This is a genomic window from Shewanella sp. 38A_GOM-205m, assembly GCF_000518445.1.
Classification (GTDB): domain Bacteria; phylum Pseudomonadota; class Gammaproteobacteria; order Enterobacterales; family Shewanellaceae; genus Shewanella; species Shewanella algae.
The window spans coordinates 81,772-100,274 of the sequence record NZ_JADP01000019.1; the positions used below are offsets into that span (position 1 = coordinate 81,772).

General features: G+C 53.2%; 20 protein-coding genes, 1 rRNA gene and 1 pseudogene. 16 read left to right on the forward strand and 6 right to left on the reverse strand.

The window, feature by feature from the left end; all coding sequences use genetic code 11:
- Positions 1 to 18 precede the first annotated feature (18 nt).
- The 13 genes from gspG to N512_RS0112880 all read left to right on the forward strand — a co-directional run bounded on the left by gspG (position 19) and on the right by N512_RS0112880 (position 10,497).
- Entirely contained in the window at positions 19 to 453 is a 435-nt protein-coding gene (gene gspG / locus N512_RS0112820; protein ID WP_025010647.1) for a type II secretion system major pseudopilin GspG, read from the forward strand.
- A 1-nt stretch (position 454) separates the two neighbouring features.
- Complete coding sequence (gene gspH, locus N512_RS0112825; protein WP_051472800.1) at positions 455 to 1,030, forward strand: type II secretion system minor pseudopilin GspH; 576 nt, start codon at positions 455 to 457, stop codon at positions 1,028 to 1,030.
- Positions 1,017 to 1,400, forward strand: a complete 384-nt coding sequence (gspI, locus tag N512_RS0112830) for a type II secretion system minor pseudopilin GspI (RefSeq protein ID WP_037467875.1) — start codon at positions 1,017 to 1,019, stop codon at positions 1,398 to 1,400. Before gspH ends, gspI begins: the two co-directional genes overlap by 14 nt.
- Positions 1,381 to 2,118, forward strand: coding sequence for a type II secretion system minor pseudopilin GspJ (gene gspJ, locus N512_RS0112835; RefSeq protein ID WP_028780590.1), 738 nt, complete (start codon positions 1,381 to 1,383; stop codon positions 2,116 to 2,118). The genes gspI and gspJ overlap by 20 nt, the downstream gene beginning before the upstream one ends.
- Positions 2,118 to 3,110: a type II secretion system minor pseudopilin GspK gene (gene gspK, locus N512_RS0112840; RefSeq protein WP_028780591.1), complete on the forward strand. Its 993-nt coding sequence runs from the start codon at positions 2,118 to 2,120 to the stop codon at positions 3,108 to 3,110. The genes gspJ and gspK overlap by 1 nt, the downstream gene beginning before the upstream one ends.
- Positions 3,111 to 3,158: 48 nt before the next feature.
- On the forward strand, positions 3,159 to 4,349 hold the full coding sequence (gene gspL, locus N512_RS0112845; RefSeq protein WP_028780592.1) for a type II secretion system protein GspL: 1,191 nt from the start codon (positions 3,159 to 3,161) through the stop codon (positions 4,347 to 4,349).
- On the forward strand, positions 4,350 to 4,829 hold the full coding sequence (locus N512_RS0112850) for a type II secretion system protein M (RefSeq protein WP_028780593.1): 480 nt from the start codon (positions 4,350 to 4,352) through the stop codon (positions 4,827 to 4,829).
- Between the two features lie 9 nt (positions 4,830 to 4,838).
- Positions 4,839 to 5,600: a type II secretion system protein N gene (locus tag N512_RS0112855; RefSeq protein ID WP_028780594.1), complete on the forward strand. Its 762-nt coding sequence runs from the start codon at positions 4,839 to 4,841 to the stop codon at positions 5,598 to 5,600.
- Positions 5,601 to 5,815: 215 nt separating this feature from the next.
- Positions 5,816 to 6,379: an ADP compounds hydrolase NudE gene (gene nudE / locus N512_RS0112860; RefSeq protein WP_025010652.1), complete on the forward strand. Its 564-nt coding sequence runs from the start codon at positions 5,816 to 5,818 to the stop codon at positions 6,377 to 6,379.
- A gap of 61 nt (positions 6,380 to 6,440) precedes the next feature.
- Positions 6,441 to 7,253 (forward strand): 3'(2'),5'-bisphosphate nucleotidase CysQ, encoded by an 813-nt coding sequence (gene cysQ, locus N512_RS0112865; RefSeq protein ID WP_025889493.1) that lies wholly within the window; start codon positions 6,441 to 6,443, stop codon positions 7,251 to 7,253.
- A gap of 4 nt (positions 7,254 to 7,257) precedes the next feature.
- Positions 7,258 to 7,695, forward strand: a complete 438-nt coding sequence (locus N512_RS0112870) for a GNAT family N-acetyltransferase (RefSeq protein WP_028780595.1) — start codon at positions 7,258 to 7,260, stop codon at positions 7,693 to 7,695.
- A 325-nt stretch (positions 7,696 to 8,020) separates the two neighbouring features.
- On the forward strand, positions 8,021 to 8,635 hold the full coding sequence (locus tag N512_RS0112875) for a TetR/AcrR family transcriptional regulator (protein WP_028780596.1): 615 nt from the start codon (positions 8,021 to 8,023) through the stop codon (positions 8,633 to 8,635).
- A complete protein-coding gene (locus N512_RS0112880) occupies positions 8,626 to 10,497 on the forward strand; it encodes an MFS transporter (RefSeq protein ID WP_028780597.1) in 1,872 nt (623 codons plus the stop codon). Before N512_RS0112875 ends, N512_RS0112880 begins: the two co-directional genes overlap by 10 nt.
- A gap of 67 nt (positions 10,498 to 10,564) precedes the next feature.
- On the opposite strand, the gene mnmH is transcribed toward N512_RS0112880, so the two are convergent.
- The 3 genes from mnmH to N512_RS0112895 all read right to left on the reverse strand — a co-directional run bounded on the left by mnmH (position 10,565) and on the right by N512_RS0112895 (position 13,959).
- Positions 10,565 to 11,680 (reverse strand): tRNA 2-selenouridine(34) synthase MnmH, encoded by a 1,116-nt coding sequence (gene mnmH, locus N512_RS0112885; protein WP_028780598.1) that lies wholly within the window; start codon positions 11,678 to 11,680, stop codon positions 10,565 to 10,567.
- Entirely contained in the window at positions 11,677 to 12,720 is a 1,044-nt protein-coding gene (gene selD / locus N512_RS0112890; RefSeq protein ID WP_028780599.1) for a selenide, water dikinase SelD, read from the reverse strand. The genes mnmH and selD overlap by 4 nt, the downstream gene beginning before the upstream one ends.
- A 132-nt stretch (positions 12,721 to 12,852) precedes the next feature.
- Positions 12,853 to 13,959: an acyl-CoA desaturase gene (locus tag N512_RS0112895; RefSeq protein WP_025889498.1), complete on the reverse strand. Its 1,107-nt coding sequence runs from the start codon at positions 13,957 to 13,959 to the stop codon at positions 12,853 to 12,855.
- Between the two features lie 143 nt (positions 13,960 to 14,102).
- Between N512_RS0112895 and fabR the strand changes: the two genes are divergently transcribed.
- Positions 14,103 to 14,717 (forward strand): HTH-type transcriptional repressor FabR, encoded by a 615-nt coding sequence (fabR, locus tag N512_RS0112900; RefSeq protein ID WP_025010659.1) that lies wholly within the window; start codon positions 14,103 to 14,105, stop codon positions 14,715 to 14,717.
- Here fabR and N512_RS24830 read toward each other — a convergent pair.
- Together N512_RS24830 and trmA are read right to left on the reverse strand one after the other, a co-directional pair.
- A pseudogene (locus N512_RS24830) lies at positions 14,657 to 14,995 on the reverse strand (transposase); the annotation flags it as partial. The gene fabR and the pseudogene N512_RS24830 sit on opposite strands and share 61 nt — an antisense overlap.
- Positions 14,996 to 15,224: 229 nt before the next feature.
- On the reverse strand, positions 15,225 to 16,328 hold the full coding sequence (gene trmA / locus N512_RS0112905; RefSeq protein ID WP_028780600.1) for a tRNA (uridine(54)-C5)-methyltransferase TrmA: 1,104 nt from the start codon (positions 16,326 to 16,328) through the stop codon (positions 15,225 to 15,227).
- A 165-nt stretch (positions 16,329 to 16,493) separates the two neighbouring features.
- Between trmA and murI the strand changes: the two genes are divergently transcribed.
- Positions 16,494 to 17,297, forward strand: coding sequence for a glutamate racemase (murI, locus tag N512_RS0112910; RefSeq protein ID WP_028780601.1), 804 nt, complete (start codon positions 16,494 to 16,496; stop codon positions 17,295 to 17,297).
- A 5-nt stretch (positions 17,298 to 17,302) separates the two neighbouring features.
- Here the strand turns inward: murI and N512_RS0112915 are convergent, their stop codons facing one another.
- Positions 17,303 to 17,752, reverse strand: a complete 450-nt coding sequence (locus N512_RS0112915; RefSeq protein WP_025010662.1) for an RNA recognition motif domain-containing protein — start codon at positions 17,750 to 17,752, stop codon at positions 17,303 to 17,305.
- Between the two features lie 530 nt (positions 17,753 to 18,282).
- Between N512_RS0112915 and N512_RS0112920 the strand changes: the two genes are divergently transcribed.
- Positions 18,283 to 18,503: ribosomal RNA gene (locus N512_RS0112920) — 16S ribosomal RNA — on the forward strand; the annotation flags it as partial.

Genomic DNA, 18,503 nt, shown 5'->3' on the forward strand with positions numbered 1-18,503 from the left:
TTAGGAGGAAGTAAGTTAATGCAAAGCAACAACAGACAGAAAGGTTTTACCCTGCTGGAAGTGATGGTAGTGATAGTGATCCTGGGGATCCTGGCCTCCATGGTGGTGCCCAATCTGATGGGTAACAAGGACAAGGCCGACCAGCAAAAGGCGGTGTCTGACATAGTCGCACTGGAAAACCAGCTGGATATGTACAAGCTGGACAACAGCGTGTACCCCACAACCGAACAGGGGCTGGAAGCTCTGGTCGAGAAGCCCAACATTTCTCCTGAGCCACGCAACTATCGTGACGGCGGTTACGTTAAGCGCTTGCCTATGGATCCCTGGGGCAACCCTTATCTGCTGATGAGCCCGGGCGAACACGGCAAGATCGACGTCTTCAGCTCAGGCCCTGATGGCCAACCCGGCACAGAAGACGACATAGGCAACTGGAATCTGCAAGACTTCCAATAAGATGCAAATCAGGCACTCACGGGGTTTTACCCTGCTGGAAGTGATGTTGGTGGTGCTGCTGATGGGGCTGGCAGCTACGGCTGTGACCATGACCATGGGTAACAGTGGCCCCAAGCAGCAGTTAACCCGTGAGGCGCAGAGGTTTATGGCGGCTACCGAGACAGTGCTGGATGAAACTGTGCTCAGTGGTCAGTTTATCGGCATAGTGGTGGACAAGGATAAGTACCACTTTGTGCTGTTTAAAGAGAACAAATGGCAACCGCTGGAACAGGACAGACTGCTGGCCGAAAAGCAGTTGCCGGAAGGCATCAGCCTGTCGGTCGAGCTCGAAGGCCTGCCTTTGGTGCAGGAAGATGAAGAGCATGACTCCTGGTTCGACGAGCCCTTTATTGAGGAATCGGACGCGGACAAAAAGAAATTTCCCGAGCCGCAGATCATGCTGTTGCCAAGTGGCGAGATGACCGCTTTCGAGCTGAGCTTTATCGCCCGTGATAGCCAAGGCGAAACCGTCGAGGTACTGGTCAGCGGGGATAGCCTGGGTCGCCTCAAACTGGGGAGGTTCGATGATTTTGAATAAACCTGCCCGGCAAAAGGGGATGACGCTGCTGGAAGTCATAGTCGCCTTGGCTGTGTTTGCTATTGCGGCCGTGGCAATTACCAAAAGCATAGGCGATCAGATTGCCAATATGCCGATACTGGAAGAACGCACCCTGGCGCAGTGGGTAGCAGATAACCAGATGGTAGATGCCAGGTTGGAAAAGGGTTTTCCGGCCCTTGGCCGTAAAGATGGTCGCAGTGAACTGGCCGGCCAAACCTGGTATTGGCGCAAAGAAGTGGTCAAGACCACAGATGATAATTTTCGGATGATCCGTATCAGTGTCAGTGATGATGACAGATTCGGGCGGATCATCGCTCAGGTGAATTCGTATGTACTCAAGCAGGAATAGCGGTTTTACCCTGCTGGAGATGCTGATCGCCATAGCGATCTTCGCCATGCTGGGCCTGGCGGCCAACGCCGTATTGCAAACTGTGCTGAAAAATGACGAGGTCACCCGCGACTTTTCAAAGCAGCTCAAGTACCTGCAGCAGGGCTTTGGGGTGTTGGAGCGGGATCTGGGGCAGATGGTTGCCCGTACTCCCAGGCTGTTGGAAGGCGGCCGTGGCAGCACAGTGTTTCAGACCGGTACAGATATTCTGGACTCTGAGTCCGAGGCGCTGGTGTTTTTCCGCCTGGGGTGGCTCAATCCGGGTGGCTTGCTGCCAAGAGGTAGTCTGCAGTCTGTGGCCTATGTAGTGCAGGAGGGGCGGCTAGAGCGTTGGTACTACCCTTATCCCGAGCCGGAGTTTGGTGCCGAACCGATTAAAACCGTATTGATGGACAAGGTGTTATCGGTCAAATACGCGTTTTTTGTCGAGGACAAGTGGCAACGCAAGGTTGAGGCCACCAAATTGCCCAAGGCGATCGCCATAGAGATAGAGACAGAGGACAGAGGTATTATCACCCGCAAATTCCTGTTGCCTGTTGGGGCACCTGCGGTCGACAAACAGGACGACAATGGTGGCGACACCAACAAGGGTGACAACAACGGCAATCAGAACGACGACAAGCAGGACTCCGACGGCCAGGGCGGCAATAACTCAGGCCAAGGCAAGGAGGAGTTCTGATGGGAGGCAAGCAAAGAGGCGTCGCCCTGATAGTGGTATTGCTGATAGTGGCGATAGTGGCCGTGCTGGCTACCAGTATCTCCGGGCGCAACCAGTTGTCGGTGCGCAGAACCTTGAATCTGGCGCAGTATGACCAGGCTTATTGGTACGCTATTTCGGCTGAAGAGTTGGCGCGTAAGGTATTGAAGCAGGATTTGGATGACTCGGAAGGTCGGGTGCATCTGCAGCAATACTGGGCCATGGCGGATGTGGTTTTCCCGGCGGAGAACGGCGAGATTGGTGGCACCATTTCCGACCTTCGCAGCTGCTTTAACCTCAATGCCTTGAGTGTCAGCAGCAAAGAGGCGGCAGATGGTCAGCCGCAAAAGATGCCGCTGGCCGCCAGACAGTTCAAGGGATTGTTGGAATCCTTGGGGATGGATGAGTTCGGCGCCGAGCGTCTGACCCATACCTTGAAAGATTATCTGGACGAGGACTCGATAGCCTCGCCCTTCGGTGCCGAAGATGCCGAGTATGAAGCAAGGGTGGTTCCTTATCGGGCGGCCAATACCTTAATGAGTCACCGCAGTGAGTTACGGGCCGTTTTTGGCTTTAACCAAGAGACTTATCGCATTTTAAGGCCCTATGTTTGCGCCATACCGGGAAATGACCGACAGTTGCTGAACGTCAACACCATCAAGGTCGAGCAGGCAGCGCTGCTGGCGGGAATGCTGGAAAATCAAATCTCGGTAGGCGAGGCCGAAAGTATTATTAACCAGCGCCCTGCGGGGGGCTTCGACAAGATAGAAGATTTCTGGGCGCTGGGATCGCTGACCACTATTGCCAGTAAGAATGATCAGCTTAAGTCCAGTTTCGTGGTCGACAGTAAGTTTTTCAAACTGGAGGCCAAGGCCAGGGTGGATGATGCCCTGTTCCGATTGGAGAGCATGCTGCACATAGTGGGTGGTAATCAGCTCGAAGTGTTGACCCGGCAATATGGCGGACAAGAATAACAGGACAAGCCCCTAAGCCACCAAGGCCAGGGATTGTGGAGAATAATAGTGAGTGAACGCTTATTTATCCGTTTAGGCAAAAACCTGGGCTCGCCCTGCGCCTGGGTCGTATGGTCTGAGCAGGAACAGGAGATTATTGCCTCGGGAGAGCTGGCTGATGCGCGGTCACTGGAGACTCTGGCGCAGCGAGCCGGTAATCGCCCGGTCGACGTACTGGTGCCGGCCAGTGCCCTTCAGCTCACTTCGGTTAATCTGCCGGAGAAGGGGCAACGCCAGGCTCTCAAGGCGCTGCCTTTCCTGCTTGAAGACACCCTGGCCCAAAATGTTGATGAACTGCACTTTGTGGTTGGTCCCCGCGATGGCGAGAGCCTGAGTGTGGCTGTGGTTGCTCATGAGCAGATGCAAAACTGGCTCTCCTGGTTGGATGAGGCCGGGCTCAAGGTGCGTAAAATGGTGCCGGATTGTCTGGCACTGGAACGGGAAGACTGTGACTGGGCCCTGATGGCCTATGAAGATCAGCTGCTGTTGCGTACCGGCGAAGGCATGGGTATGAGTATGCCCAAAGACTGGCTGCAGCCCTTGCTGCCCGGGTTGCTCGAAGAGCAGCAAACGGCGCCGAGTCTGGCCTGCTATACCGAATTTCAATGGCCAGAGCTTGAGTGTCGGCAGATGCCACTGGAGATGCCCATGCTGGTGTTGGCTAAGGGGCTACACAAGTCGCCTATCAATCTGCTGTCCGGCCCCTATGTTCCCAAGCGTGAATACAGCAAGCACCTGCTGCTTTGGAAGCGGGTGGCTATCGTCGCCGCCATTGCCCTGCTGCTTGGTCTGGTCAACAAGGGGCTGAACATACATCAGATGCAGACAGAGGCCGATGAACTGAGGGCCCAGAGCGAAAGTATTTATCGTCAGGTGGTTCCCGGCAGTTCGCGGATAGTTAACTTGCGCTCGCAGCTGGAATCTCAACTCAGAACCCTGCAGGGCAGTGGTTCGGGTGGTGAGTTCTTTGCCATGCTGGATGGGCTCGAAGGTGCCTTCAAACAAGTGCCGGATCTCAAGCCCAACAGCCTGAGGTTTGATGCCGGACGCAGTGAAATTCGTATGCAGGTGACGGCCAAGAGCTATGCCCAGATAGAACAGTTTAAAGAGCTGGCCGGGCGTAAATTCCGTCTCGAGGGCGGGGCGATGAACAGTACTGAAAATGCGGTCACCAGTACCCTGACCCTAAGGAGCAAATAAATGGAAAATTTGCGTAACTGGTGGGAATCACTGGCACAGAGGGAGCAACAGCTGATCGCTGCCATGGCGGTGATAGTGGCTGTTGGCATCCTTTACTGGGGGATCTGGACACCGATAAGTAATGCCGAGCAGAAGGCGCAGAATAGCCTCAATGCTCAGACCCAGATGCTCAGCTTTGTGAAACAGACGGCCAATAAGATTGCCGGTATCAAACAGAGCGGTAATAGACCGGCTCTCAAGGGGAGTCTCAGTACTGTGGTGACCCAGAGCGCCGCCAGCTATGACCTGGAGATCACCCGCATGGCACCGCAGGGTAAACAGATCCAGATCTGGATGGATGAAGTGCCCTTCGATAGCCTGATCTCCTATCTTGGTGATCTGGTACAGAAACAAGGCTTGTCGCTGGATAGCCTGGATCTGGCCGAAGGTGATAGCCCTGGCATGGTGAAAGTCAGACGAATCCAGTTGTCTCAGTCGTAAGGTGTTGTCTTGAAACTGATTAGTAAAATAATACTCTGTGTGCTGATCTACCTGGTGTTTATGCTGGCACTCTTCCCTGCACGCTTGGCGGTTTCGCTGGCCCCGCTGCCGGCCAATTTGCAGCTTGGCGGTGTCAGCGGCACCATCTGGAGTGGCAGTATCGATGTGATTAAGTTGCAGCAACGTCAGTTGGAGCAACTGAGTTGGGAGCTCAGCCCCTGGGCGCTGCTGACCGGCAGAGCCAAACTGGATTTCCAACTGGGCAGCCGCGCCAGTGCCGTCAATGCCAAGGGGCAAGTCACCTTGGCTACCGGCGGTATCAGCGCCGAGAAGCTGCGTTTTGAAGCTCCGGCCGAGTTTTTAATGGCCGGCAGTCGTCTGCCATTTAGTACTCAGGTAAGCGGTGAACTCTCAGTGTTGCTGGACACTCTGGTGCAGGGCCAGCCTTGGTGTGAGGCGCTCAGCGGCAAAGTCTTTCTCAACCGGGTCGGCATCAGGAATCAGTTTGGCCAGTATCCTTTGGGAGACATAGAACTCGGCCTGCAGTGTGTTGCCGGTCAGGTGCAACTGGCGACCGATGAAGAGAAAAACGCCATAGGCGTGGCCGGCACCTTGCTACTCAAGGCCAATGAACAACTTGAGGTCAAGGCCCGCATTCGTGAGACTCAGGCTCAGTCTGAAGATCTGAAAAAAGCTTTGCCATTTCTGGGCAAGCGAGATGCTCAGGGATATTTCCCTATCAATTACAACGGCAAGATCCCGGGCCTTTAAAGAGGCTGGCAGCCGGGTTTCTCTCGGCTGCCGTTTGTTCAGTTGAGCTTTCCCATTTAAAACCCCTGCGGTAACCCGCCAGCGCTTGCATCCAAGTCGGCTAATCTGAAAATTCCCACCGCCCAGACAAACTCTGCGGCTCTGTTATTTCGTGTGAATTGGTATAACATTGTAGCCTGAGTCACATTTTCAGTTTGTCAGCGTCAGAGGCCTCTATGACAGAGCGGCAGAAGAAGCCGGAAATATTGCACACCGAAGTTGTTGCCCGCAGTCGTCTGTTTCAAATAGAACAGGTACATCTGCGTTTCTCCAATCAAGAGGAACGCCACTACGAACGGATGAAAGGCGCCAGCCGCGGCGCCGTGATGGTGGTGCCGGTTCTCAATGGTGAATGGTTACTGCTGGGCAGCGAGTATGCCGCGGGTACCCATAACTATGAGCTGGGATTCCCCAAGGGACTGATCGACCCGGGAGAGACAGCCGCCGAAGCCGCCAACCGTGAATTGCAGGAAGAGATAGGCTATGGCGCCCGCAAACTGACTAAACTGAAAGAGTTAAGCCTGGCTCCCGGGTATTTCGCCAGTAAGATGCAGATTTTCCTGGCCGAAGATCTCTACGAGAGTCGCCTGGAAGGCGATGAGCCTGAACCGATAGAACTGGTTCCTTGGCCCCTGGAGCGTTGGCAAGAACTGCTGGATATGAATGATTTTTCAGAAGGACGCAGCGTCAGCGCCTTGTTTTTGGCGATGAAACAGCTGAAACTGACTGAGTCACCCTAAAAAATTGGCCACACCCGGCCACTGACTTTTGCTTATCCGATGGAAGGCGTTTGGAGTAGTTATGAAGCCAGAAGAGTTGATAGATCACGTTATTGTCATTGCAACGGAAGCGGGACAGAAAATTCGCCAGATCTACCAACAAGGCAGTTTCCGCAAGGAAACCAAGGAAGACAACACCCCTGTCACTTCGGCCGACATCGCGGCCCATGAGATTATCTGCAGCAGCTTAAAGGCGCTGACCCCGGAGATCCCGGTTTTGTCCGAGGAAGCTGCCGATATTCCCCTCTCTGAGCGTAGCCAGTGGCGCCGCTACTGGCTGGTAGATCCCTTGGATGGTACCGGAGAGTTCATCGCCGGCAGCGGCGACTTCTCGGTCATCATTGCCCTGGTTGAGCATAACCGCCCCATCATGGGTGTGGTTTATGTGCCCATGACTGAAGTATGTTACTACGCCATAGCAGGTCTTGGCGCTTACAAACGTACCCTCCAGGCAGAGCTGAGAATTCACAGTAAGCAGTTGCCGAAAGAGCAGGACAATTCGTTGCGCCTGGCGGTCAGTCGGCGTCAGGACCCTCAGTCTGTGCTCAAGCTGTTCAACCAACCCAAGCATTGTGAACTCGTGGTGCTCGGCGGTGCGGCACTCAAGAGCTGCCTGGTTGCAGAGGGCAGGGCAGATTGCTATGTGCGGGTGGGCCCCACGGGTGAATGGGACACAGGTGCGGCGCAGATTATCATAGAAGAAGCCGGTGGCCAGTTGATGGATACCGAGCTGCAGCCCTTGACCTACAACGAGCGCGAATCGCTGGAAAACCCCAACTTTATCGTGGTCGGCTCCCCTAACCTCGAGTGGGACAAGATACTGGCCGGAGATTAATCGGATGCAGATAAGACCAATATCCAGAGCCGATCTGGATGCCGTATTGGCCTTGGAGTTGGCAACCTTCGGTGAGCACTGCTACCCGGACTTCTTCTTCCGTCAAGCACTGGATGCCTGGCCCACAGGTTTTCTGGGGGCCTTTGTCGACGGGAAACTGGCCGGTTATCTGCTGCGGGTGAGCGCTGAACAGCCGGGGCGACACTGGTTGCTGTCACTGGCGGTGTCTCCTGCGCAGCAGGGCCAAGGGATAGGCAAGAGCTTGCTCAGTACGTGCCTGGAAGACTGCCGCCATGGTGTCGATGAACTGTTACTGACGGTAGCGCCGGATAATCCCGCCCGCCATCTCTACAGCCGCATGGGGTTTGAAAACCTGGGGATGGAAGCCGACTATTTTGGCGTCGGTGAGCACAGGTTGCTGCTGCGCTGGCAAGGTCAATAGGCGCTGGCACTTGTGGTTTGAGTGAACACGCCTGGGCCGTGGTTGAAAACGCCCTTCGATTCAATATAAAGCCATATTCCCAAACCTTTGAATCCATTTCCTGCTTGTTTTGCACAGTGCGCCTTCGTGCCGGAGCCCTGATACGCTTGGGGCTCTTGTGCTCCAGAGGCTGATCGCCCGATTTTCGTTAGCTTTTTTTGAAGATATTTTCCAAGGTTAATTAATGGTATTCAGCACGGGTGTCTAAAAAATATCATATTGTGAACATTGTTTTTTATTTTGGAGGCTGTTAGTCTGCTGCCATCTCTTCTCAGGAATGGACACTATGGCAAGACGCAAGGAACACAGTCATCAAGAGATCCGCCTCATGGCACTGGATGCCGTTGAACAGTTGTTGACGCAGGAGGAATATACCAGCCTGAGTCTTAGGCGGATCGCCTCCCAAGTGGGCTATGCCCCCAGTACCCTAATCAACCTCTTTGGTAGCTATAACTATCTGCTCTTGAGTGTATCCGCCAGGGTCTTGGGGCGTCTGCTTGAGCAAATGCAGTTGGTGTGCCAACAAACATTCACATCCGGTGAGCAGCAGCTGTTGGCGTTAGGTAAGGCCTATGCTGAGTTTGCCCATATCCAACCACAGGCATTTCGCTTGGTGTTTGCCTTACATCTGGGGCCGGAAGAACCTCTGCCCGAATCGCAACAACAGTTGATTGCCGAGCTGATAGGCTTACTCGAGCAGCAACTCGGTGACTTGTTGCCAAACTTGTCCTCATCCAAGCTGGCACTCGCCAGTCGCAGCTTCTGGAGCAGTATCCATGGGCTGACCGGCCTGGCGCTGGACGATAAGCTTTTCAGTCAGGCTTCTTGGTTGCAGTTACTGACATTTCAGGTGCACTTGTGGTGGACGGCAATGCAACAGGAGGAGGGAGCATGTTCCTGAGCAAACGATTTTTACCCTATTTTGCCACTCAATGTTTGGGGGCGCTCAACGACAACATCTACAAGAATGTGTTGCTGTTGCTGGTGACCTACAGCCAGGTCGATAACCTGCCGATGAGTGTCGATCTGTTTGTTAATCTGGCGGCGGGGATCTTCATCCTGCCTTTCTTTCTGTTTTCCGCCCATGCGGGCATGGTGGCAGACAATATGGACAAGGCGCTGATGATCCGCAGGTTAAAGCTGCTGGAGCTTATCATCATGTCCTGCGCCGCCGCGGCGATTATGGCGCAAAGCTATCTGTTGATGTTGCTGCTGTTGTTTCTTACCGGCACCCAATCGGCCTACTTTGGTCCGGTAAAATACTCGCTGCTGCCGCAGGCGCTTAGAGAGGATGAGTTGGTAACCGGTAATGCCTGGGTGGAAATGGGCACCTTCCTGTCTATTTTGATAGGCACCCTGAGTGCCGGGCTGCTGGTAACCAGTGACAACGGCCTGATGTGGGCGGCGATAACTGTATGTATGCTGGCCTTGGCCGGTTTCCTCTCCAGCCGGGCGATTCCATCACTGCCGGCGCCGTTGCCGATAGACAAGGTACGCTTTGCCCCCCTGTCCGGTACTTTGGCCAGTATCAAGCGGGTACGGCAAACGCCGTCAATCTGGATGGCGATTCTGGCGATCAGCTGGTTCTGGTTTTTGGGTGCCACCTACCTGACCCAGTTCCCCAATTTTGCCAGAGGCTCGCTGCACTCGGACGCCACTGTGGTGTCGCTGCTGTTGGCGCTGTTTTCCATAGGTATTGCGGTCGGCTCCTTTGTCTGCGAACGCTTCTCCTTTGGTCATGTAGAGCTGGGGTTGCTGCCTTTCGGGGTAGCAGGGTTAACCTTCTTTGGCCTGGATCTGCTGTGGGCCATTCCTGACTATAGCCAACTGCCGGCGGGATATCTCTACGACATAGCCGAGTTTGTCGGCCGCAGTGAACACTTCAGGCTGATGTTCGCACTGTTTATGGTGGGGGTCAGTGGCGGCCTGTTTATTGTGCCTCTGTATGCCTTTATTCAGTCGCGTTCGGCCCCCGGTGAATGTGCCCAGGCCATAGCCGCCAATAATATAGTCAATGCCCTGTTTATGGTGTGCTCGGCGATATTGTCGATAATATTGCTGGAGCTGGTCGGCCTATCGATTCCTCAGTTATTTACTCTGTTGGCGATATTCAACGCCGTGGTGGCTTTGTATGTCTATAGCCAGGTGCCTGAGTTTACGCTGAGGTTTATCAGTTACCTGCTGAGCCACTTGTTGTATCGTCTCAAGGTGGAAGGCCGGGAAAACATTCCCAAGCAGGGAGCCGCCGTGCTGGTGTGTAACCATGTCAGTTACGTCGATGCCTTGGTGCTGCTGGGAGCATCCACTCGTCCGGTGCGTTTTGTGATGGACAAGAGCATAAGTGAAATGCCCTTGCTCAAGTATCTGTTCCGCCACGCCGGGGTGATCCCTATCTGCTCACCGAAAAAGTGCATTGATACCTATACCCGGGCCTTCGAGCGTATCCACCAGGCGCTGGCCAACGAAGAGTTGGTGTGTATTTTCCCTGAGGGCAGGTTGTCTCCCGATGGTGAGTTGCATGAGTTTCGGCCCGGTATCGAACAGATACTGGCAAAGGATCCTGTGCCTGTGGTGCCTATGGCGCTCAAAGGTTTGTGGGGATCTTTCTTTAGCCACAAAGATGGACATGCCCTGACGACCCGACCGAGACGTTTCTGGTCAAGGCTTAAGGTCAATATCGCATCTCAGGTACCCGGCGCAGAAGAGAGCCGTCACTCACTGCAGCAGCGGGTAGCCGATCTGCTGGCCAAACCCGACAGCTGAGGTAATGTCAACGAAAGAGCCCGGCAGTTGCCGGGCTCTTCGGATTGAATCTCTCTTGCTTTTGAATTCATTCGGAGCGGTTTGACCGCCTCTCATCCAGCCACTGATGAATGGCCTGACGGTCACCGCGGAAGATGATCCGCTCGGCCTTTTTCTCCAGCTGGTACTGATACATGGGATCGTAATACTTCTCCAGCAGCAGTGAGATCCACTCCAGATGTTGCTCTGTAGTGTTGCGCTGCAGCTGGGTCTGCAAGCCTGAGTCGACCAACTGCAACAGTTGATCAGTTTGCTGGTGCCCAAGGCGCTTACGTATGCCCTCGACACTCTGACGCAGATAGGCGCCGAACGCCGCCATGCCTTCTTCGGCGCCATAATGCTGTTCAAAACCTCGCTGCATCTTGTGCACATACTCATCCAGAAGGCGAGGGAGTCTGGCCTCCAGTGGCTCTTCCAACACCAATACCAGCGCCTGTTGCATGGCACTGAAGAAGACTTTGGGTATGGCGCGGCGGCCAATCAGGAAGCTTTCATCTTCCAGCAGCAGGCAGGACTCTTGCCTCTCTTGATGCCGCAACAGTTCCCGAGCCAAGCTGTTTTCAAAATTGATCTGACTGGGCTGTGGCGTGACATTTTTGCCAAAGCTCGACCCTCTGTGATTGGCAGTGCCCTCAAGATCCACTGACTCGCTGCGACTGAGAATAAACTCTGTCTTGCCAGAGCCGGTAATACCGCTGAGGATCAACAGCTGTTGCTGCTGCGGGGTGTTATCTATGGTATCGATAAGGTATTGGCGCATCGCCTTGTAGCCGCCCTGAATATAGGGCACTTCAAGACCGGCCTCGCGGATCCATTGCTGGGTCAGCTGAGATCTCAGACCACCCCGAAAACAGTAGAGGTTGGCACCAGGGTGGGCGCTGAAGAAATCCAGCCAGGCTTGAATACGTGCGGCCTTGATCTTACCTTTGACCAGCGAATGGCCGAGCTCTATGGCGGCAGCCTGTCCATGCTCTTTATAACAGGTGCCCACCTTCTGCCTTTCGCTGTCGTTCATCAATGGCAGGTTGGTGCTGGCAGGAAAGGCACCCTTGGCAAACTCAACCGGCGCCCGCAGATCGACCAGGGGACGATCGGATAGGAAGATCTCACGGTACTCTGCAGGCGCGATTATCTGTCGACTCATATAAGCTCCACCCACTGCTGACTGTCGTCGCGGCAGTCTAGCGCACCTATGCAGTGTAGCTCCAGCCCTTGGCTGGTCAGCAGTTGCTGCAGTTCTGCCTCCCCCTCGGCGCCGACAGCGATAAGTAAGCCGCCGCTGGTTTGCGGATCGCACAGTAAGGCTTTTTGTTGCTCGGAAACCTCGGGGAGATGCTCACCGTAGCTGTCAAAGTTTCTGTGGGTGCCGCCCGGGATACAGCCCATAGCCAGATACTCGGAGGCTTTTTCCAGCAACGGCAGTTTGGCGGTATCTATGCTGGCCTTGAGGTTGGAACCCTGACACATTTCCAGCAGGTGGCCTGCCAGACCAAAGCCCGTCACGTCTGTCATGGCGTGAACCGCGCTTATCTTGGCGACTTCGGCACCTATCTTATTGAGTTGGCACATGGCTTCGGGGGCAATATTGACATCCTGTGGCGCCAGCTTCTTCTGCTTTTGTGCCGTGGTCAGTATGCCAATTCCCAGAGGCTTGGTGAGATAGAGTTTGTCACCTGCCTTGGCGGTATCGTTCTGCTTGAGGTGCTCCAGCGCCACTGTGCCTGTGACTGCCAGGCCGAAAATAGGCTCAGGCGCGTCTATGCTATGGCCTCCGGCCAGCATGATCCCGGCATCCATGCAGGCTTGGCGTCCGCCATCCACTACCTGCTGGGCAATCTCGGGTGACAGCTTGTTCACCGGCCAGCCCAGAATGGCAATTGCCATAATAGGCTTGCCGCCCATGGCATAGATATCGCTGATGGCATTGGTGGCTGCGATACGGCCGAAAGTGAAAGGGTCATCGACTATCGGCATAAAGAAGTCTGTGGTGCTGATAATGCCCGTGTGATCATCCAACTGATACACGGCCGCATCATCCCGGCTCTGGTTGCCGACCAACAGGCGGGGATCTTTAAAGTCCGGCAGTTGAGACGCCAAAATGGTGCTGAGGACTTTGGGAGAAATCTTGCAACCGCAACCTGCGCCGTGGCTGTATTCCGTGAGTTTTACTGACTGATTTGACATAGCCGGGTCCCTGAGTGATTGAAATAACCCCTGATCATAAACAGAAACGGCCGCAGTACAAGCCGACCGTTTCACAACTCAGGTAAATTCTGTTAAGCCGATCGCCAGGCCTTGGGAGGCTATGACAAGGTTTTAGGCTATGCTGGCTCGCAGTTGGCGCCATTGTTTTCGTTGGGCGCGAAAACGTAAACGCATTTCCGCCACCTGAGACAGCAGATGCTTATCCGCCAACTGCTGCTTGCGGGCCTCAAGCAGTGCCTTCTTGGCTTCAAAGTAGGCCAGCAAGTGGCTCTTCAATTCCTCGTATTCTGCCTGCAGCTTTTCCAGGATTTCCTCGCAATTGGGCAGATGGGCCACCTTATTCTGGGCGCGCTTGAGTTGCATCTGCAGTTTGGCGGCTTCGATGCGCTCCTGAGGGCTCTTGCGCAGGTCTTTGGTCAGGCCAAACCAGGACAGGAAACGGATCAACCACTTGGTGGGGTCGTAATGCCACCAGTGGATACCATTGCGGTAATCGTTTTCAAAGATATGGTGGAAGTTATGGTAACCCTCACCATAAGTAAACAGTGCCAGCACACCGTTGTCTCGGGCGGTGTTACGGTCTGTATAGGGTTGCTTACCCCAGATATGCGCCAACGAGTTGATAAAAAAGGTGCAGTGATGCACTACCACCAAGCGGAGCAGCCCAGCCAGCAGCAACATCGACAGGATATCGCCGTTCAACCAACCAAGCAGAGCGGGGAGGCCCACATTCATCAATAGCGCCAGCAGCAGATAATGCTTATGCTGCCACATGACTATGGCATCGTTTTGCAGATCTCTGACGTTGTTATAGTCGTGATAACGTTGTGCCTGATATTCCCTGAGCATCCAACCAATATGGCTGTACCAGAAACCCATGTTCGCTGAGTAGGGATCCTTGTCATTGTCATCCACATGCTTGTGATGGATACGGTGATCCGAAGCCCAATGCAACGCACTGTTCTGCAACGCCAGCGCACCGCCCAAGGCAAACAGGAAACGCACGGCCGGGTGAGCCTTATAAGCCTTATGTGACCACAGCCTATGGTAACCGGCGGTGATAGACAAACCACTGGCGAAGGCCAACAGTACGAAGGTGAGCCACTCGCTGAGCTCAAAGCCATGGCTGATGCCTCGCCAAGGCACCAGAATACAGGCACCGGCAAACGTCAGCAGGAAGAGGATCAGGTTGGTCCAGATGAGGGGAGGTTTTTTCATTATGATGACTTCCAAAACGCTTTAAGCTAACAAGTGTACGCTAAGTTGCTATTGGAGCACAATCACAGTGACACCAGCCGAGGATGTGATTATTGAGTAAAGCCTGTATTATTTGCGCAACAGATCCAGTGAATGGAATAAAGATGGGTATCAGAGCACAGCAGAAAGAGAAAACCCGCCGCGCCTTGGTGGATGCAGCATTCAATCAACTGAGTGCCGAGCGCAGTTTTTCCAGCCTGAGTCTTAGGGAAGTGGCCAGGGAAGCCAATATAGCGCCAACCTCTTTTTACCGTCATTTCAAGGATATGAATGAACTGGGGCTGACCATGGTCGATGAAGGTGGCCTGACGCTGAGACAGATGATGCGTAAGGGACGTCAGCGCGCCGAAGCCGGCGGCAGTGTTATCCGCATCTCGGTCGACACCTTTATGGAAGTACTGGAATCCAACCCCAACGTATTCAGGATCCTGCTGCATGAACGCTCGGGCACCTCGGCCGCCTTTCGTGCCGCTGTGGCGCGGGAGATTGAACACTTTATCTCGGAACTGGCACACTACACCGAGGACACCGCCGGCCGCAGCCCTGAGTTGGCCAGGGCACAGGCCGAGGCATTGGTGACTCTGGTGTTCAATGCCGGCGCCGCCGCCCTGGATATGAAACGTGCCGATCGCAAGATTCTGGCCGACCGACTGGTGACTCAGCTGCGAATGGTGGCAACGGGCGCAGAAGCGTTGCAGCAAAAGCGTGATAGCCGCTGATAAACATTTGCCAAAACAAAAGGGCCTTTCGGGGCCCTTTTGTTTGGTTCATCGCGGATCTCTGGGGAATGCCACTCTGACTTCCAGAAAGGAGTATTCGGTATCCCGGTAGCCATAGCCCATTCGCTTCCGTAGTTTGATTTGTTGTTCATACCTTCCAGTTGGCAGGTGTGTAACGGATGAGCCGCAGAAGCAACTATGCCATGAAGATGGTTTTTAAGACACTGGCCAAATTGGAGTAACGGCCTGATACCGCTCTTTCTGACTTGTTGCCGCCAGAGGTTCCATTGAGCTAGGCGTCAGCTTCATCTGTGCTGTCCCACATCTCTTTGAGTTGCTTTGGTAGTCCTCCCCTATTTAACTGCAGTTAAAAAGGAGAGGAGAACTGGAAGGTGACGCTTATGCAGCGCCAGCAAAGCCGTTTTGCTAGTAGCTTTGCAGGTTCTGGAGTCTTTTATCCTATCGGTTAGTGTCTTATTGGGCTTGCTACACCAGTCTCATCCTAATCTATAGGCTTTTCCTGGAAAGCAATACGCCCGCTTCCATGTGGTCGGTATAAGGGAACTGATCAAACAGGGCAAAGCGTTTGATCTCGTGAGTGTGACTCAACTGTTCGAGATTGTCGGCCAGGGTTTGCGGGTTGCAGGAAATATAGAGGATGGACTCATAGCCCTGCACCAGATTGACAGTATCGGGATCTAGGCCGGCTCGCGGTGGATCAACAAAGATGGTGTTGCAGTCGTAACTCTTGAGGTCAATTCCTTCCAGACGCCTGAAGCTACGCTCCCCCGTCATGGCCTGGGTAAACTCTTCGGCCGACATACGAATGATCTGCAGGTTCTCTGTGCCATTTTGCTCAATATTGTATTGAGCGGAATCGACCGAGGGTTTAGCTAACTCGGTTGCCAGCACCTTGTTGAAGTTTTGTGCCAGGGCGATGGAGAAGTTACCGTTGCCACAATAAAGCTCAAGCAGATCGCCACTACTGTGACGGGTACAGTCTATCGCCCACTCCAACATCTTGGTTGCCACTTGGGCATTGGGCTGGGTGAAGCTGTTTTCCACTTGTTTATAGATGTATTCCTGCTGGTTGACTTGCAGACGTTCGATGACGAAATCTCTGTCCAACACAAACTTTTGCTTGCGGGCTCGACCTATGATGTCGACCTTGAACGCTTTCCCGAGTCTCTGTTTCAACGCCTTGGCTTCATCGAGCCAGTTATCATCCAACTGCTTGTGATACAGCAGTGACACCAAAATCTCGCCAGACAGAGTAGAGAGGAAGTCTACTTGAAACAGCTTGTGTCTCAGTATGCTGTTGGGGCGCAGCTCGGCCATCAATGCGGGCATCATCTGATTGATTAAAGCGCTGGCGGGCAGAAACTGATCGCAACGAACCTTGGCTTTTTGCTGTTGGTCAAACATATAGTAGTAGAGATCTTCCCCGTCATGCCAAACCCGAAATTCTGCTCTCATGCGGTAGTGTTGCTGCGCTGAGGGAAACACTTCGAGTGCCGGTGGAGTGAAGCGGGCAAAGGCCTGTTCCAGTTTGAGGCGCTTTTGTTCCAGCTGCGCATCATATTGACTTGGGTCCATTGCTTCTAAATTCATAATATTCACTCTTGGCTTCAAACGGGGCGCAAATATTATACTACGTGGCGCTGATGTCCAGTTTCGCACCTTTGTGCTTTTGTCCAAGCTATGAAAAAATAGCGTTTCATCCGCCGTTGTGGCTTCAAGCCACGACACCCTTTGTATATCGCTTAGAGGCTCAATTTGTCGCGACCCATACTGGTTTTTGACTCAGGCATAGGTGGCTTGTCTGTGCTTGGGGAGATCCGCAAGCTATTACCACAGAGACAGTATTGCTATCTGTTTGATAACGCGCGCTTGCCTTATGGCGAGTTGGCGGAAGCCGAGTTGATAAGCGGATGCGTGGATTTGGTTGTGACCATGGCCAAGCAGATAGATGCCGCGATAGTGGTCATTGCCTGTAATACAGCCAGTACCTTGGTACTTCCCGAGTTGAGAGCTCAGCTAACAATCCCGGTTGTAGGTGTTGTCCCGGCTATTAAACCGGCGGCAGCCATCTCCAAACGCAAGCATATAGGTTTGTTGGCCACACCTGGCACGGTCAAAAGGGCTTACACCAAAGAGTTGATCAACCACTTTGCCTGTGATTGCCAGGTAGAGCTCTTTGGCTGTTCTGAACTGGTGCTGCTTGCGGAGGCCAAGGCAGCTGGGCTGGCTATAGATGTCGCAGCAATAAAGAAGTTACTGCAACCTGTTATTTACAGTGAACTGGATGTGCTTGTGCTTGGTTGTACGCACTTCCCTATGCTGAAGCCTGAGCTACAACAAATACTGGGTGATGATATTGAACTATTGGACTCCGGCGAGGCGATAGCGAAACGGGTAAAGAGTCTGCTGCAATATCAGCAGGAGCCGACTGCCTCACAACAAGCAGATAGTGAGTGGGCCTTTTACACCAGTGAGAAAATTACCGAAGGATTGAAATCAACGCTGGCCGAGTATGGTTTTACTCAAACGGCCAAGGCCTCGACCAGCGTGATGACATAGAACTATTATTCCTGCTTATCTGAATCTTGTGATTTAGCTTCACGAACTTTCAGGGTGCGCTCCTGAAAGATGAAGTCATTCAATTTGGTCATCGCTTTTTGAGCGCCGGACTCTGACATTTCCACAAAACCAAATCCTTTACGTCTGCCGGTCTTGCGATCTCTGACCAAGCGAACCGAATTCACCGGGCCATATTCCTCAAACAATGACTTAACTTCAGTATCGTGAGCTCTATAAGGCAGATTACCTACATAGAGAGTCATGGTTGGGCCATTGTAAGCTTCTTGTGTTTTAGCTTGAACCTGACTTGGGCTGGATGTGAAGGCATAAACTGCAGCGGCAAGGAGTGCGCCAACAGGGAAGGCCAAAAATGCAGGCAGTTGAGGCATGAGCTGGTATATCGCAAGCGCGCCCAGAATGGCGATGCCCAGCACAATCAAAAATGACTTTTGCATAAAAATGTTCTCTGTGAAGAAGAATTGATAAATTACTGTTAACAGCGGCAACCATGGTAATGAATTATTTACCTTTAAACCAGACTGATGCCGAAAAAATGACCTTTGCTCTCATTTTTCAACATAAGCAGGGCCTTTAAAGCAAGTTTTTAATGGGAAAAGACCAGTAAATAGCCGCTACGGTTAAAAGGTGGACGCTTGGCGCCGAAGCTGTCAAAAAGCACTTGCGCTATCGGCTGGCCTCCCTATAATGCGCATCCACTGACCGGGACGATGGAAGTTAACTCCCAGATAATCCAAGGTTGGCGTCAAAATAGTGATAAAAAACTTCTTGACGAACTTAAGGGAAAGCGTAGAATACGCAGCCCTGACCCGATGGGCTCCATCGCGGTCCTGCTCTTTAACAATCTATCAAGCAATCTGTGTGGACACTCACAGGCATTGAGAAATCGACAAACGATTTAACTCGATGAAGAGTGTTCATACGAACAGAATTCATTGAGCAGAACCTTCGGGTTCAACCAAAACTTTAATTGAAGAGTTTGATCATGGCTCAGATTGAACGCTGGCGGCAGGCCTAACACATGCAAGTCGAGCGGTAACATTTCAAAAGCTTGCTTTTGAAGATGACGAGCGGCGGACGGGTGAGTAATGCCTGGGAATTTGCCCATTTGTGGGGGATAACAGTTGGAAACGACTGCTAATACCGCATACGCCCTACGGGGGAAAGCAGGGGACCTTCGGGCCTTGC